This window comes from Gordonia asplenii, assembly GCF_012933505.1.
In the GTDB taxonomy this organism is placed as follows: Bacteria; Actinomycetota; Actinomycetes; order Mycobacteriales; family Mycobacteriaceae; genus Gordonia; species Gordonia asplenii.
Genome location: NZ_JABBNB010000004.1, coordinates 169,778 through 185,471, shown reverse-complemented (window position 1 = coordinate 185,471; position 15,694 = coordinate 169,778). Strand labels below are relative to the sequence as shown.

Sequence of the window (15,694 nt, the reverse complement as noted above, 5' to 3'; positions counted from 1 at the left end):
TCTGCTGGTTGAGCCGGACGAGGCGCTAGCCGAGTCCGTGTCGAAACCTCTCAGCCACAACGACTTTCGATGATGCGCGCCAACATCGACGATGACACCCGGCAAGTGACGCGTGTGCACCCTACGGGTGCACACGCCTCAATGTTCGATACCACCACAGTTCGACACGTGCGCCACCATCAAATGCATTGTGGTACAGAGGTTTCGACACGCTCGTCACTTCGACTCGGCTAGCGCCTCGCTCAGTACGGCGCGCTAGCGCTCCTCGCGGCTCAACCAGCAGATGCAGTGCCCCGACCGGTGAAACCCGGCTCAACCAGCAGAACCGATGGCCTTCGCTAACGCTCCGACCCCACTCACTCCAACAGTTCCGCGGCTTCGAGCCACTGTGCTTCGGCCTCGTCCTTGTCGGCGACGACCTGCCGAAGTTCCGCGTCGAGCGTCATCAACTTGCTCTGATCCGTTGCGGCAGCGGCCAATTCGGTGTGCAGTTTCTCTTCACGAGCGGTCAGCTTCTCGATCTGGCGCTCGAGCCGGTTCATCGTCTTGCGTGCCTGATGGTGGGCGGCGGCATCCGTGACCTTCACCGGTTCGTTCTGTGCCGCAGTGGTTTTCGCCGTCTTCGCCGAACCCGCCGACGCCACCAGTTGCGCGCGCTTGGTCAGGTACTGCTCGATGCCGCCGGGCAGGTTGGTCAACGTAGCGTCGCCGAACAAGGCCCAGGTGGTGTCGCAGATCCGCTCGATGAGATAGCGATCGTGGCTGATCACCACGAGCGTCCCGGCCCAACCGTCGAGCAGATCCTCCAGCTGCTGAAGGGTGTCGATGTCGAGATCGTTGGTCGGCTCGTCGAGGAGCAACACATTCGGCTCGGCCATCAGCACCCGAGTCAACTGCAGCCGACGTCGCTCACCGCCGGACAGGTCACTCACCGGGGTGCGCTGCCGCGCCGGCGAGAAGCCGAGGCGTTCGGCGAGCTGACTCGCCGACAACTCCTTGTCGCCCAACGTGATATGGCCCGCAACCGCCTCCACGGCGTCGAGCACGCGCTGGTCCTCGTCGAGGTCGTCGAGCTCCTGCTTCAGCCACCCCAGCGAGACGGTCTTGCCTTCGATACGACGCCCCGGCGCGACCGGCACCTCGCCGGCGAGCGCACGCAACAGCGTCGTCTTGCCCGAACCGTTCACTCCGACCAGGCCGATTCGTTCACCCGGCGCCAACCGCCAGGTCAAGTCGTCGAGGAGCACCGTCGTCACTCCGTCGACGCCGGGCGGCGTCTCGATGTGGGCGTTCTCCAATTCGATCGCGACCCGGCCGAGTCGACGCTTCGCGAACGCGCTCAGGGTGACGCTGTCCCGCGGCGGCGGAACGTCGGCGATGAGTTTCTCCGCGGCCTCGATTCGGTAGCGCGGCTTGGAGGTTCGCGCCGGCGGACCGCGTCGCAGCCACGCCAATTCCTTACGCGCGAGATTGCGTCGACGTTCCTCGGCGGCATCGGCGAGCCGGGCACGCTCGGCGCGGGCGAACACCCAGTCGTTGTAGCCGCCGTCGTACTCGTCGACGCGACCCGAGTGCACCTCCCAGGTACGCTGCGCGACGGTATCGAGGAACCAGCGATCGTGCGTCACGACCACCAGCGCACTCGGCCGCGACACGAGATGCTCCGCTAGCCACTGCACGCCTTCGACGTCGAGATGGTTGGTCGGCTCGTCGAGGATCAGCAGGTCCGCGTCGGACACCAGTGCCGCGGCCAGCGCCGCGCGGCGTCGTTGCCCGCCGGACAGCTCATCGACGCGGGCATGCAGCAGTCCGTCGACGCCGATACCGGCCAGAACGCCTCGGATGCGCGCATCGCCGGCCCACTCGTGCTCGGCCAGACCCAACTGTCCGACGACGACGTCGGCGACCGTCGCCTCCGGCGGCAGTTCGCCGCGCTGAGTGACCGTCACGACGCGGGCACCGCCCGCACGGGAAACACGCCCGTCGTCGGGCTCGACGATGCCGGACAGAATTTCCAACAATGTCGTCTTGCCGCCACCGTTTAGACCCACAACGCCGATACGTTGACCGGAATGGATACCGACACTGACGTCGTCGAGCAGCGGTTTGATGCCGAAACTCTTGCTGATCTTCTCCGCATTGATCAGTACGGCGTTGGAAGCGGTCACTTCGACTCGCTGCGCTCGCTCAGCACGGCGCACTCCAACTGGCGACGCTCGCTCAGCACGGCGCACTTCGACTCGCTCAGCACGGCGCACTCCAATTGGCGACGCTCGCTCGATACAGGCACTGCTAGACGATACCAACGCAGCGCATGACCGCCGACCACGCGTCCGACCACGCGTCGAGGTCTGCCCGCGAACCGATGTCGCCACCCGAACCGTTGCCGGTGATACTCGTGCACGGCCTGCGCGTGAGTGGCGCGGCGCTGCATCGCATCGCGGCATCGATCACCGACCGCGAGACCCGCTGTCCCGATCTCCCCGGTCACGGCACCCGTAGTTGCGAGACCTTCACGATGGACGGAGCGGTCGACGCCGTGCTCGACGCCATCGACGACGTCGGCGGCCGCGCCCTGGTCGCCGGCATGTCCCTCGGCGGGTACGTGGCGATGGCGACCGGCGCGCGCGACTCGAACGCGGTCGCCGGGCTCGTCGTGATGTGCGCGACCACGCAGCCCACTCCGCTGCTCGCTGCGCCGTTCCGCGTCTTCGGCGCCGCGACGCGCTTCCTGCCGAAGGAGGCGGCCGCGATCAGCAAATTCCTCACCCGGCTGGCCGTCGGACGCGGTGTGTCAGCGGATATGGAGGCCGGTGGGCTGGCCCTGCATTCCATCCGCGACGTGGTCAACGGGCTCGCCGCGTTCGACGCGTTGGCCGCCATCGGTGACTACGCGGGCCCGACGGAGTTCCTCAACGGTGCCCAGGACCCGTTCCGGCTGGACGAGCGGCGGTTCGTCGCCGCGGCGCACGATGCACGACTGACCGTCGTCGATTCCGCGAGCCACCTGTTTCCACTGATTCAGCCCGCATTGGTGGGTCGGTTCATCGACGACGAGGCGTCGAAGCTGGACGACGAGCGCGCAGCGTCTACACCACCCGCGCACCCGGTACCGGACCGGTAGCGATCCGCACTCCGCGCGCCACTCCCGCACCCGACAATTCCGCGGCCACGTTGATCGCCGACTCCTCGTCGGCACACAGGAAGGCACATGTCGGACCGGACCCGGACACGACGCCCGACAGTGCTCCGGCGTCCACGCCGGCCCGCAGTGTTCGACGCAGGGTGGGTTGCAGGGACAACGCGGCCGGCTGTAAGTCGTTGTGCAGCAACGCCGCAACGCGCGCAGCGGTACCCGCGGCGAGCGCCTGGAGGAGATCGTCGGGCGGCAGCGGTTCGTCGTGCGCACCTTCCCGGGCGGCGCGCAGCCGATCGAGTTCCCGGTAGACGGCCGGTGTCGAGAGTCCTTCGCGGGCAAGTGCCAGCACCCAGTGGAACTGTCCGCGGGAGAGCACGGGGATCAACTGTTCACCGCGCCCGGTGCCCAGCGCCGTCGCGCCGTGGAGTCCGAACGGAACATCCGAGCCGAGTTTCGCCGCGATGGTGGCCAGCGTGTCGCGGTCGATGTCGAGCTTCCACAACTGAGCGAGGGCGACGAGTGCGCCCGCGGCATCGGCGCTGCCACCCGCCATACCGCCAGCGACGGGGATCTGTTTGAGGATGGTGATCGCGGCGCTCGGATCACGTCCGGCCCACGCGGCCAGCTCGATCGCGGCTCTGGCGGCCAGGTTGGTGGGGTCGTCGGGGACGTTGTTGGCACCCTCGCCCGTCGTCGTGACGGTGAGTTCCTCGGCGTGCACAACGCTGACGTCGTCGCCGAGCGACAACGCCTGAAAGACGGTCGTCAAATCGTGATAGCCGTCGTCGCGCAGCTCGCCGACGCGCAGGTAGAGATTCACCTTCGACGGTGCGTGCACGGTGATCGCGGTCGGGACCGCCGAGAGGGAGTGAGGCACGGAAATACAGCGTAGTGCAGTTAAACCGGTTCGACCTGTGCCAACCGGACAAAGTCGTCGATGTCGAGCCGCTCGCCGCGCGTGCTCGGTTCGATGCCGGCCGCACGCAGCCGACGTTCGGCTTCGGGCGCGCCGCCCGCCCAGCCGGCGAGCGCGGCGCGCAGGGTTTTGCGCCGCTGCGCGAACGCCGCGTCGATGACGGCGAACACTCGGCGTCGAAAATCGGCGTCGTCGGGATAGGTGTCGGTGCGCTCGATCCGCACGAGACCCGACTCGACCTTCGGCTCGGGCCAGAACACGTTGCGGCCCACCGCCCCCGCACGCGAGACAGTGCCGTAATACCGGGCCTTGACGCTGGGCACCCCGTACACGCGGCTGCCCGGGCCAGCAGCCAAGCGGTCCGCGACTTCGGCCTGAACCATTACCAAAGCCGTTGCAAGAGTGGGTATCTCAGCCATGAGATGCAACAGCACCGGCACCGCGACGTTGTACGGGAGATTCGCGACCAGTGCCGTCGGCGACGACGGCAGGTCGGCGGCATGCACCTTCATCGCGTCGGCGAGCACCACCGAGAAGTCATCGACCTGTCCGGGGGCGAAGTGCGCGATCGTCGTCGGCAACCGACCGGCCAGGACCGGATCGATCTCGACCGCGACCACCGATCCGGCGACCGCGAGCAGTGCGAGAGTCAACGAGCCCAGCCCGGGCCCGACCTCCAGGACGGTGTCCTCGCGGGTTATCCCCGACGCCGTGACGATACGCCGGACCGTGTTGGCGTCGTGGACGAAGTTCTGACCGAGGGTCTTGGTTGGCCGAACGCCCAATTCCTCTGCGAGGGAACGGATTTGGACGGGACCGAGAAGCTGTGGCGAGCTGTCGGTACTCAGCGCAGGCCGAGCCTCGACGCGCACGCCGGCCAGGCGCCCCAGCCCTGTGCGGCGAGCGTCTTCTTGGCGATCTCGATCTGCTCTTCACGCGTGGCCATGTCGGCGCGCGGTGCATACTTGCCGCCACCCCAGCGCAGCCAGGTCCCGGCGTCGAACTGAATGCCGCCGTAGAAGCCGTTGCCGTTGTTGATCGCCCAGTTGCCGGTCGACTCGCACTGGGCCAGCGCGTCCCACACCGAACCCGGTGCGACATAGGGGGCGCCCGGCTTGGTGCCGATGCGCACGGTCGCGGCGACCGGCTCGGTGGTGGTCTGCGTCTGCACCTTGGTCCGCTTGGTCTCTTTGCCGTTCACGGTGGTGATCTCGTAGGTCACCAGCGCCTGGCCGGGCTTGCCCGGGTTCACGACGACCTTGCGATCCTTGATCAGCGTCGGGTCCTTCTTCTCGATCTGCGGCGGGGCGACGGCCTCGACACGCGAGGTCTGCGAGATGCGGATCCGGGTCACGGTGATCGCCATGCCGGCCTTCACAGCCGTCGACGCCGGCGGTACCACCTCGTCGGTCGACGCCAGCGGCTTGCCTGTCAATGCGAGGACGTCGGCGACAGTCTTGGCCGCGACGATCGGCGTGAAGGTGACGGTGCCGTCGGTGAGCTTGACCTTCTTCGGCAGCGTCACATCGACGACGGCGCCGTCGGTCGGCAGCGTCGCGTACTGCGTATCGCTCGTCGAACCGCCGAGATTGCTCTGGGCGAGCAGTTCGGGAACCGTCGAGGCGTTGGTACGGACCGTCTTGGGGACGCCTTCGACGTCGAGGGTCACCGACTTCATCCGCTTGATCCGGACGGTCTCGCCGTCGTGCAGCGCCGAATCCGCCGACGGCACGATGAGATCGCCGTCTGCCGGCGTGAGGCCCTGCGACCGCAGCACCGAGTCGACCGACATCGACATCGTGGACACGTGCGACACGTTGCCGTCGACGTCGATGGTGACGTTCTTGTGCACCGCAACGCCCATCGCACCACCTGCTGCGACGGTCAGCGCGACCGCGCCGACGGCCAGCCGCGCACGGTTCGATTGGGAGCTATTGAGCTTTGAAACGACAGACACGTGGTGGCAATCCTGGCTCGACGACAGTTCGTTCGGCTCCGTCGGGTACCCGAAGGTTTCGACGGATCACAGTATGGTAACGAAGTAATACACCTACCGCAAAGGTAGGCGGTAGGCAGCGCGGGCGTTTTGTCCCAATTGCACAGCGAGGGTCGCAGCGTCGACGCCGCGGATCTCGGCGAGCCCGCGCGCGGTGAACGGCAGGCAGTACGGCTGATTCGGCTGGCCACGGTAGGGATGCGCGGTCAGAAAGGGCGCGTCGGTCTCGACCAGGATCTTATCGTCGGGCACGATCTTCGATGCCTCGGCCAACTCTGAAGCATTGGTAAAGGTCACAGTTCCCGCAAAACTGAGATAGTAGCCACGGTCGATGCATCGGCGTGCAACGTTTCGGTCACCGGAGAAGCAATGCATGATCACGGTCTCTGGCGAGCCCTCGGCCGCCAGCACGTCGAGCAGATCGGCGTCGGCTTCCCGGTTGTGAATCATCAGCGGCTTGCCGACACGCTTGGCGAGGTCGATGTGCCAAGCGAAGACGTCCTTCTGCCGGGCCGGTTCGGCACACGTCTCGGACTTGCCCGGCCAGTAGTAGTCGAGGCCCGTCTCGCCCACCGCGACGACGCGCGGGTGCGCCGCCAGCTCTTCCAGCTCGGCGCCGGTCACCTCGGTCAGATCGTCTGCGTGCGTCGGATGCAGCGCGACGGCGGCATAGACACGGTCGTCCCACTCCGCCGCGGCGACGGCCCACCGCGCGTCGATCATGTCGTCGGCGACGGTGACCACCTCTCCCACACCGACCTTCTCGGCGTGGTCGAGGATTGCCCGGACCGACTCCGCGTCGCGGCCGCCGCATGCCGCCAGATGGGTGTGCGCGTCGATCAGCCCGGGCAGGGGCGTCGGATCTGGCGGCGGTTCACGACGACGGTTCTTACTCACCGGGTCTACTGTGCCAGGTGGACGTCGAGCGGCACCGCCTGGCGCCCATCGGTCAACCGTGTTGACAACTTCGCGGCAGGCCCATAGCGTCGCACCCGTCTGAGGAGACTCACCATGCCGGAACACACCGCGTTCGACGCCGGCCACCATCGACGGCGTCCTGGTCATCGAGATGTCGCGCGCCCACCGAAGGCCGCATCCTCGTGAGTCACGAAGATCAGGTGACGTCACTCGACGACGTGAGCATTCCCGCACTGCTCCGTCATGCCCGCACGACCTATGGCACGGCGATGCGTGCAGCGTTGGAGGAGTCGGGTTACGACGACATTCCGAAGAACGGCCTGTACGTCATCGGCGGACTCGCGTCAGGCGCAGATGACGCACCACTGGCGGACCTCATTCGCGATTTGCGCATCTCCGAGCGGTCCGCGCGGCAACTGGTGGAAACGCTGGTGGAGCGAGGCTACCTCGAACGCCGTGCGGGCCGGCAGGATCAGCACGGGCCAGTCGTCACCCTGAGCACACGGGGCCGCGGTGCGGCAGCCGTACAAGCCGACGCACGCCGACGTATCGACGCTGAGCTGACCGCACGCGTGGGGCCGGACGACGTCGCAGCGCTGCGCACGGCCCTGGCGACCCTGATCCAGCTCGGGCGGGAAGCCGAGACTACAACTGCACCGTCCCCGCGATGACCGTCGCGGTGTGTCCGCCGATCCAGATCCGCTCACCGTCGTCGTCGACGAAGACTCGTCCGACGCGGTCGAGCACCGTCCCCTGCGCCGCGATGTACGACGCCGGGGCGCCGTGTGCGGCACGTAGCCACATCGCGAGACCGGCGTTGAGGCTCCCGGTGATCGGGTCCTCCGGGACCCCCTGGCCGGGCGCGAATGCTCGCACCTCGTAATTCGGTTCCCCCGCAACGGAATTCGTGTACGGACCGACAACTCCGACTTCGTGGCCGCCCATCGCCGCCAGATCCGGGCGCAGGTCGAGGACGGCCTGCGCCGAGTCGAGGAGCAGCCCGATCCAGTTGGGCCCGTTGGCGACCCACGCGGCATCGACGATCGCGTCGACGCCGATCCCGAGCGCGCCGGCCACCTGCGCCAACGTCTCTTGCGCGACCGGTCCGCTGCGTGTCAGCGGCGGCGCGGCGAAGGCGAAACGGTCACCGTCGACGCGGATGTCGACGAGTCCGGCTCCGCACTCCTGCACGATCGTCTCGCCCCGCGGTGTGCCGCCGGCCGCCGACCAGGCGTGCGCCGACCCGAGCGTCGGATGCCCGGCGAAGGGCAATTCGCCTGCGGGAGTGAAGATTCGCAGGCGGTAGTCGGCGCGCTCGTCGTCGGCCGGCAAGATGAACGTCGTCTCCGACAGATTCGTCCACCGTGCGAAGGCGGCCATCTCTGCGTCGGAGACACCTGCGGCGTCGACGACGACGGCGACCGGATTGCCGCGAACCGGAACGGAACTGAACACATCGACCTGAGCGAATTCACGGAGCATGAGCGTCATCGTGGCACGGTCCGGGCCGGCACGTCAGTTGATTTTTCCTCAGCCGACGAACGCCGCGGATCGTGCTGTCAGTGCGCGGCGTCGACGGTGGCCGCGGTCTCGTCCGGCTGCGCGGACGGTTCGATGTCCTTCGACGCCTGCCGCCGCAAACCGAGCGCGTAGAACGCCAGACCGACCACCAGCCAGCAGACCAACACGATCAACCCGTGCGTCGCACCCCACCCGTCGAACAGCGCGACGTCGCGCAGCAACGCGCCGGTCGCTCCCGGCGGCAACAGCTGGCCGATGAATCCCCATGGCGCGGGCAGCATCTCGGGCGCGCTGGTCAGTCCGGACAGTGGATTCCCGAGCAGGATGAGGGCGACGGCGGCGATGACGAGGCCGATATTGCCGAAGAGTTCCCGCAATCCCAGGACGCCCATCGCGGTTGCGGCGATACCCAGTGCGGCCGCGAGCGACGTCAGCAGATAGTTCCCGTCGAAAGTCCCGAACCCGAACTGGATGATCGCCGTCAGCGCGAATCCGCCGACGACGGCGAACGCGAACACCGCGACGATGCGGCTGCGCGACGAAGCGATCAACTGCATGATCAACACCGCGCCGATCCATCCGCCCAGGGCGAGCGGCAGGGCGCCCGCGGAGAGACCCGCGCCTCGCGGATCGCCGGCCGGGAAGCCGCGCACCTCGGTCACCGACGGCGAAACATGCAGGGCCGCAGCCACTCCCGTACCCACCTGGGTGATCGCCTGCGCCACCGCGGTACTCGCCGCCGTCGCGACCATCACCTCCAGATGCCCCGGCGTCACGACAAGCGCACCGTAGCTGTCGCGGTGCAAGATCGCCTGTCGGGCCGCTTGAGCGTCCGGATATACCGTGACGTCGAACGAACCGCCGAGCCGCTGCGTCAGCTGGTCGGCAGCCGGCGGCGCGGCAACTACTCCGATCGGTACGTCCCCTTTGGCCCCGGAGTGAATCGCGGGCAGCGCGAACGCGGTCAGCATTATTCCGAGCAGCGCCGTCAACCCCAATACGAGGAGGGCGACGCGCCGTCCCTCGCTCGAGGCCCGCGACGCCGTAGCGGTCGTGTCAGTCATCTGAATTCTCCTTTGGATACGGTTCGTATCTTCTGAGTCGAGAGAGTAGTCTCGACTTTTAAGATACGCAACGTATCTTCTATTGGGAGCGCTATGACTACTCGCCGCCGCGGCGCCGCACTGGAAGCGGCGCTGCACGCCGCGATTTTCGGCGAACTCACCGAATTGGGATACAGCGGAACCACCTACGAGGGAGTCGCCGCCCGTGCGGGCACCAGCAAACCCGTGCTGTACCGCCGCTGGCCGACGAAGGCCGAGATGGTCGTGGCCGCCATCACCGCGCGGGTGGCAGCCCAGCTGCCGGCATTAGCCGACGATCCCGGCGCGGGCGACCTGCGCACCGACCTCGCCTCGCGCCTCATCGCGATGCGCGAACTGGCCATACCCGATCAACGCCGAACAGCGCTGGGTCTGCTCGCCGACCTCGACGTCGCCGAATCCGGCGCGCTCGACGCGCTGCTCTTCACGCACAACGAGACGCTGATGTCGGCCGTCATCGAGCGAGCACGCATTCGGGGCGAACTCGGCTCTGCGCCGATTCCCGCCGCCGCGGTGCGGATGCCGATGGATCTCGCGCGCCACCACATCCTGATCCGCGGCAGCCTGTCCGACGATCAGATCACCGCCGTCGTCGACGACATCACCGTTCCGTTGTGGCGCCTGCACTCGGGCGCGGACGGCCCCGCCGACGAATGAGATTCGACGCGCGCACAACCCTTGCGCATCGCGCGCCATATCGGTCGAAGACAGGTACCGTTTCGGAGGTGTTGGGTTTGCCAGATGCAATCAAAGTCGCACTATTCGATCTCGACGGCGTGTTGACCACGACCGCCGTGCTGCACCGCACCGCCTGGGGTGAAGCGTTCGACGCTTTCCTGTCCAAACGCTCGACCGACGGCTCCGGGCAACCGAACGAGGATTACCGCCCGTTCACCGAGCAGGACTACCTCGACTACGTCGACGGGCGCCCCCGCGCCGACGGCGTGCGCAACTTTCTGGCGTCGCGCAACGTCACCGTCGACGATGCGACCGCCGACGCCATCGGCGAGGGCAAGAACAACCGATTCACCGCTCTGCTGCAGCGCGACGGCGTGACTCCGTACCCCGGGTCGGTGCGCTACCTGCAGGCCGCTTCCGACGCCGGGCTGGGCATCGCCGTGGTGACGTCGTCGAAGAACGGTGCGGCCGTGCTCGACGCCGCCGACCTGTCGAAGTTCATTCGGGTGCGCGTCGACGGCATCGAAGTGGCCCGGCGCGGACTGCCCGGCAAGCCGGCACCGGATTCCTATCTGCTCGGCGCGGAACTGATGGGCGTGCCCGCGGCGCAGGCCGCGGTCTTCGAAGATGCGTTGTCGGGCATCGAGTCCGGTGTCGCGGGAAAGTTCGGATACGTCGTCGGCATCGACCGTGTCGGCGGAACACAGGCGGCGTCGATGACCGCCGCGGGCGCCGATGTCGTCGTCACCGATCTCGACCAGCTGCTCGAAGGAGAGTCGTGATGGCCACTACCCCTGATCATGGTTTCGACGTCCACCCGTGGCAGCTGAGTTGGCGCGGCCTGAACGTGGACATGTTGTCGGTCACCGAGTCGTTGTTCGCGCTGTCCAACGGACACATCGGGTTGCGCGGCAGCTTCGAGGAGGGCGAACCGGTCGACATGCCGGGCACCTACCTCAACGGCTTCTACGAGCTGCGCGGATTGCCTTATGCCGAAAGCGGTTACGGCTACCCGGAGTCGGGTCAGACCGTGGTGAACGTGACCGACGGCAAGATCATCCGGCTTCTCGTCGAAGACGAGCCGATGGATCTGCGCTACGGCACGACCGTGGAACACGAACGCACACTTGACTTCCGGACCGGAACGCTCCGTCGAGAGACGCTGTGGACCTCCCCCACCGGGCGTACCGTGCGGATCAAGTCCGAGCGGCTCGTGTCCTTCACCAAACGCACCATCGCCGCGATCCGCTACGAGGTCGAACCGATCGGCGAGGGCATGAAACTCGTTGTGCAGTCGGATCTTCTGGCCAACGAGCCGGTGGCGCCGCCCGGTAGCGATCCCCGCCTGGCCGCGGCGCTCGACGCCCCGCTGGTCTCCGACCTGGCCGAATGCCGCAACTACTGGGGTGTGCTCGTCCACCACACCAAGCAGTCGGGCCTGCACATGGCCGCCGGGATGGATCACGAGATCGAATTCCCCGACACCGCAGACACTTTCGTACGCGCTGAGGGCGATCTCGCGCGCCTGACCGTCGCCGCGAACGTGCCGCAGGGCACCAAACTCGTGCTCACCAAGTACATGGGATACGGCTGGTCGGCGCGCCGCAGCGTTCCCGCGCTGCGCGCCCAGGTCGACGCGGCGCTGGCGATGGCCGTCGAAACCGGTTGGGAGGAACTGAAAGCCGACCAGGCCGCCTACCTGGAGGACTTCTGGCACAACGCCGACATCGAGCTCGACGGCGATCCCGAACTGCAGCAGGCGATCCGATTCGCACTGTTCCATGTTCTGCAGGCGGGTGCTCGCGGACAGTCGCGCGCGATCCCCGCGAAGGGCCTCACCGGTCCGGGCTACGACGGCCATGCCTTCTGGGACACCGAGTCGTTCGTGCTGCCGATGTTGACCTACACCGTCCCGGCGTCGGCCGGCGAGGAATTGCGTTGGCGCCACTCGACGTTGGACAAGGCACGCCACCGCGCCCAGGAGCTCTCGCAGCCCGGCGCGATGTTCCCGTGGCGCTCGATCAACGGCGACGAGTGTTCGGGCTATTGGCCGGCCGGCACCGCGGGCGTTCACGTGAGCGCCGACATCGCGAATGCGACGGCACGCTATCTGCGTGCCACCGATGACGAGCAATTCGAAACCGAGTGCGGCGTCGAGCTGTTGGTGGAGACGGCACGCATGTTCGCCGGTCTCGGCCACCATGACTCCAACGGGGGATTCCGCATCGACGGTGTCACCGGACCCGACGAGTACACCGCGATCGTCAACAACAACATCTTCACCAACCTTGCCGCGCAACAGAATCTGCGCGACGCGGTGGCCGCGGTGCGTCGGCGTCCCGAAGTGGCAGCCGAGTTGGGTGTCACCGACGCCGAAGTCGCGCACTGGGTTTCGTGTGCCGATGCCATGGTGATCCCGTTCGACGAGAAGCTCGGCGTGCACCAGCAGTGCGAGTCGTTCACGAATCTGGGACCGTGGGACTTCGAAGCGTCCCAGGGCAAATACCCGTTACTGTTGAACTACCCGTACTACGACCTGTATCGCAAGCAGGTCATCAAGCAGGCCGATCTGGTGTTCGCGATGTACACCCGCGGCGACGCCTTCACGCCGGATCAGAAGCTGCGCAACTTCGACTACTACTACCCGTTGACGGTGCGCGACTCGTCATTGTCGGCGTGCTGCGAGGCGATCGTCGCGGCCGAGGTGGGCTACCTCGACCTCGCTTACGACCTGATGTGCGAGTCGGTCTTCACCGATCTGCACGACCTGCACAAGAACGTCAGCAGCGGCCTGCACATCGCGGCGCTGGCCGGAGCGTGGATGGACTGCGTGGCCGGATTCGGCGGCATGCGCGACTTCGGTGGGCGGATCACCTTCGCGCCCAGGTTGCCGACGCGGTTGTCGTATCTGTCGTTTCGCATGGTGGTGCGTGGGTCGAAGATCGTCGTCGCGATCGATCCGAGCACGGCTACCTATCGCCTGATGGAAGGCCCGGCGATCCAGCTGGCCCACCACGGCGAACCGTTCCTGCTCGACGCCGGTCCGGTCACCCTCGACATCCCGTCGCTGGTGACCACCGAGCCGCCGAAGGCGCCGATCGGATGTGAGCCGTATCGACGGGAATGATCGGCGAGTGTCGTCGCGTCTGCTCCGCGACGGCTGGTCGGCCGAGTAGCGTTTCCCGAATGGCCGACGGGGCAAGGCGCACCTTCGTGACGTGGTGGCACGTCTGGTGCCTCGCTCTGATCATCGGTTACGCGGTCCGGACGATCCCCGGCGTCGGGCCCGACCACGCGGTGGCCTGGCTCGACGGCGGCTGGCAGATCGCGATCAGTCTGTCCTGCGCACTGCTGTGCTATCTGCGCGCACGTGCCGCGCGGACCTTGCGCATCTGGATCTGGGCGGTGGGCGCGCTCTGCGCGGAGTCCGCGGCGAAGATCTATTTCTTCTGCTTTGCCAGCTTCGGATTCCGGTCGGGTGTGAGCCCCGTGGACATCCTGATCTTCGTGATGTTCGCCCAGCTCATCGTCGCCTTCGCGCTCTTCGGCATCCATCAGCGCCGCCATATGGACAATTCCGCGGACCTCGATGGACTGCTGGTCGGATGCGGGTTGATCACTGTCCTCAGCGCCCTGGGCGGGCCGTGGATCGACCGTGTGCTGACCAACGACGACACCGTCAACGCGGTGATGATCGGATACGTCGCGGTACAGGCGGCGGTGTTCGTCGAGGTGTCGATCATCATGGCGATGCGGCGCTGGCGGTTCTCGCCCGAATGCTCGCTGATGGTCCTCGGGCTGGCGTGCGGCGTGGTCTGGATGCTGCTGGCAGCGGTCGTCAGCGGCGCGCACTCCGGCGATCCGCTCGACGACATCCTGGAGTTGCGAACTCTCCTGATCGCGTTGTTGCCGGGGTGGTCGCAGGTGCGGGCGCAGCCGACCGATGCCCGACGACTGGTCATCGGAATGCCGCTACTCACCTCGGCGGTCGCCGTCGCCGTCCTCACCATCGGAGCATTTCACCCGATCACCGGTTTCGCGATCTGGAGCGCCGCGATAACGGTCCTGGTCGCGCTCGCACGGCTGGCCATCTCGTATAGCCAGATCGACGCCGCGGCCCAACTCCGCATCCTCGCCGAAACCGACGAACTCACCGGACTGCCGAACCGGCGCGGCTTCTACGCGCAGGGTGCCGAGCTGGCCGCGCGCAGCGGTACGGCCCTGTTACTCATCGATCTCGACAAGTTCAAGGTGGTCAACGACACCATGGGGCACGCGAGCGGCGACGATTTGCTCCGCGTCATCGGCCGCCGGCTCGACGACCTGGCGGGACCGCAATTGCTCGCCCGGCTCGGTGGGGACGAGTTCGCGGTCGTGCTGCCTGCCTCGGCGGTGCCCGAGTGCACGCGGCAGATCCTCGACGAAATCGAGCGGCCGGCCGTGCTCGACGGTGTGCCGGTGCGGATCGGCGCCAGCATCGGTGTGGCCTACAACCCCGACCACGGCAGCGACATCCCGCAGCTCCTGCGCGTGGCCGACGAGGCGCTCTATCGGGCCAAAGACCGCGGCGGCGTCGTCGCCTACGCGGCGCCCGATTCGCTCAGTCCACCATCTGGGCCGATCGCGCCGGTCGCCGGCCCGCGCGAAGCCGTCGAGGCCGATGCACTGACCGTCACCTACCGGCCGGTGGTCGCCGTCGGGGACCACCGAGTCGTCAGCGCCCAGGCACTGGTCCACTGGAAACACCCGACGCGTGGCGCTCTGTGCCTGTCCGATCTCCTCCCGCTGGTCGGCACGGACCCACTGATCGACGCGCTCACCACCTCGGCGCTGCGGACCGTGCTGTCGACCGCGGCTGACCTGCACCGACGCGCGACACCGCTGCCCATCTCGATGGATATCTCCTCGTCGGCGGGCGGCAGCCGCGCAACGGGGCGAATCCGCGCGATGCGGTTTCTCCGTGGGCTGCCGCCCGACCGGTCCCCGGTGCACGACGATCTGGACGCCGCGCTGACCGCACGACTCCTGCGCGAGTTGCGCGAACTCGGAGGGTGCATCGACATCGACGACATCGGACCCGATTTCTCGGCGTTGGCCCGCCTCGAACGGCTACCGGTGACGGCGGTGCAGATCGATCGGGCACTGCTGGGCGACGCCGACGACCCGGATCACGTCGGCCCGGCCGAATCGATCATCGACGCTGCCCATCACCTCGGTCTCACCGTCATCGTCGACGGCGTCGAATCACACGCGATCGTCGATACCCTCGCCGCGATCGGCTGCGACATGATTGCGGGTCCATTGATCGCCGAACCGATGACCGCCGATGAGTTGTTCGAGTGGGTGGCGCGGAACGTCGATCGGCCGGCACCGGTGCAACCCACCTGACCGGGGACCGACAGACCCACCACCTCGCGAACTCA

Annotated in this window: 14 protein-coding genes; 6 read left to right on the top strand and 8 right to left on the bottom strand. The window is 67.2% G+C overall.

All coding sequences use genetic code 11. The features are described from left to right. Positions 1 to 356 precede the first annotated feature (356 nt). Both HH308_RS05340 and HH308_RS30105 read right to left on the bottom strand, forming a co-directional pair. A complete protein-coding gene (locus tag HH308_RS05340) occupies positions 357 to 2,168 on the bottom strand; it encodes an ABC-F family ATP-binding cassette domain-containing protein (RefSeq protein ID WP_170193144.1) in 1,812 nt (603 codons plus the stop codon). Beyond that, entirely contained in the window at positions 2,165 to 2,290 is a 126-nt protein-coding gene (locus HH308_RS30105; RefSeq protein ID WP_281362931.1) for a hypothetical protein, read from the bottom strand. Before HH308_RS30105 ends, HH308_RS05340 begins: the two co-directional genes overlap by 4 nt. 75 nt (positions 2,291 to 2,365) lie before the next feature. Between HH308_RS30105 and HH308_RS05335 the strand changes: the two genes are divergently transcribed. After that, positions 2,366 to 3,124, top strand: a complete 759-nt coding sequence (locus HH308_RS05335) for an alpha/beta fold hydrolase (protein WP_170193212.1) — start codon at positions 2,366 to 2,368, stop codon at positions 3,122 to 3,124. Here the strand turns inward: HH308_RS05335 and HH308_RS05330 are convergent. The 4 genes from HH308_RS05330 to HH308_RS05315 form a co-directional block, all read right to left on the bottom strand. After that, positions 3,090 to 4,016, bottom strand: a complete 927-nt coding sequence (locus tag HH308_RS05330; RefSeq protein ID WP_170193143.1) for a 4-(cytidine 5'-diphospho)-2-C-methyl-D-erythritol kinase — start codon at positions 4,014 to 4,016, stop codon at positions 3,090 to 3,092. The genes HH308_RS05335 and HH308_RS05330 overlap by 35 nt on opposite strands. Positions 4,017 to 4,036: 20 nt before the next feature. Beyond that, on the bottom strand, positions 4,037 to 4,936 hold the full coding sequence (gene rsmA / locus HH308_RS05325; RefSeq protein WP_170193211.1) for a 16S rRNA (adenine(1518)-N(6)/adenine(1519)-N(6))-dimethyltransferase RsmA: 900 nt from the start codon (positions 4,934 to 4,936) through the stop codon (positions 4,037 to 4,039). Continuing rightward, the gene (locus HH308_RS05320) at positions 4,900 to 6,012 is read right to left on the bottom strand and encodes a resuscitation-promoting factor (RefSeq protein ID WP_170193142.1); all 1,113 of its coding nucleotides are present in this window, start codon (positions 6,010 to 6,012) and stop codon (positions 4,900 to 4,902) included. The genes rsmA and HH308_RS05320 overlap by 37 nt, the downstream gene beginning before the upstream one ends. A 93-nt stretch (positions 6,013 to 6,105) precedes the next feature. Continuing rightward, a complete protein-coding gene (locus HH308_RS05315) occupies positions 6,106 to 6,948 on the bottom strand; it encodes a TatD family hydrolase (protein ID WP_312870392.1) in 843 nt (280 codons plus the stop codon). A gap of 203 nt (positions 6,949 to 7,151) precedes the next feature. On the opposite strand from HH308_RS05315, the gene HH308_RS05310 reads away from it, so the two are divergent. After that, positions 7,152 to 7,640 (top strand): winged helix DNA-binding protein, encoded by a 489-nt coding sequence (locus HH308_RS05310; protein ID WP_170193141.1) that lies wholly within the window; start codon positions 7,152 to 7,154, stop codon positions 7,638 to 7,640. Here HH308_RS05310 and HH308_RS05305 read toward each other — a convergent pair. Further along, positions 7,615 to 8,451: a PhzF family protein gene (locus HH308_RS05305; RefSeq protein ID WP_170193209.1), complete on the bottom strand. Its 837-nt coding sequence runs from the start codon at positions 8,449 to 8,451 to the stop codon at positions 7,615 to 7,617. The genes HH308_RS05310 and HH308_RS05305 overlap by 26 nt on opposite strands. A 77-nt stretch (positions 8,452 to 8,528) precedes the next feature. Then, on the bottom strand, positions 8,529 to 9,554 hold the full coding sequence (locus HH308_RS05300; RefSeq protein WP_170193140.1) for a hypothetical protein: 1,026 nt from the start codon (positions 9,552 to 9,554) through the stop codon (positions 8,529 to 8,531). Positions 9,555 to 9,647: 93 nt separating this feature from the next. Here HH308_RS05300 and HH308_RS05295 point away from each other — a divergent pair, with 93 nt between their 5' ends. The 4 genes from HH308_RS05295 (at position 9,648) to HH308_RS05280 (ending at position 15,659) form a co-directional block, all read left to right on the top strand. After that, entirely contained in the window at positions 9,648 to 10,250 is a 603-nt protein-coding gene (locus tag HH308_RS05295; RefSeq protein WP_170193139.1) for a TetR/AcrR family transcriptional regulator, read from the top strand. A gap of 68 nt (positions 10,251 to 10,318) precedes the next feature. Next, positions 10,319 to 11,053: an HAD family hydrolase gene (locus HH308_RS05290; RefSeq protein WP_312870391.1), complete on the top strand. Its 735-nt coding sequence runs from the start codon at positions 10,319 to 10,321 to the stop codon at positions 11,051 to 11,053. After that, positions 11,053 to 13,398: a glycoside hydrolase family 65 protein gene (locus tag HH308_RS05285; RefSeq protein WP_170193137.1), complete on the top strand. Its 2,346-nt coding sequence runs from the start codon at positions 11,053 to 11,055 to the stop codon at positions 13,396 to 13,398. Before HH308_RS05290 ends, HH308_RS05285 begins: the two co-directional genes overlap by 1 nt. 59 nt (positions 13,399 to 13,457) lie before the next feature. After that, positions 13,458 to 15,659, top strand: coding sequence for an EAL domain-containing protein (locus HH308_RS05280; protein ID WP_170193136.1), 2,202 nt, complete (start codon positions 13,458 to 13,460; stop codon positions 15,657 to 15,659). The last annotated feature ends 35 nt before the right edge of the window (positions 15,660 to 15,694 follow it).

Coding starts and splice junctions, on each gene's coding strand:
- HH308_RS05305 (WP_170193209.1), bottom strand. CDS start 8,451: ATGCTCCGTGAATTCGCTCAGGTCGATGTGTTCAGTTCCGTTCCGGTT.
- HH308_RS05285 (WP_170193137.1), top strand. CDS start 11,053: ATGGCCACTACCCCTGATCATGGTTTCGACGTCCACCCGTGGCAGCTG.
- HH308_RS05280 (WP_170193136.1), top strand. CDS start 13,458: ATGGCCGACGGGGCAAGGCGCACCTTCGTGACGTGGTGGCACGTCTGG.
- HH308_RS05335 (WP_170193212.1), top strand. CDS start 2,366: ATGTCGCCACCCGAACCGTTGCCGGTGATACTCGTGCACGGCCTGCGC.
- HH308_RS05295 (WP_170193139.1), top strand. CDS start 9,648: ATGACTACTCGCCGCCGCGGCGCCGCACTGGAAGCGGCGCTGCACGCC.
- HH308_RS05300 (WP_170193140.1), bottom strand. CDS start 9,554: ATGACTGACACGACCGCTACGGCGTCGCGGGCCTCGAGCGAGGGACGG.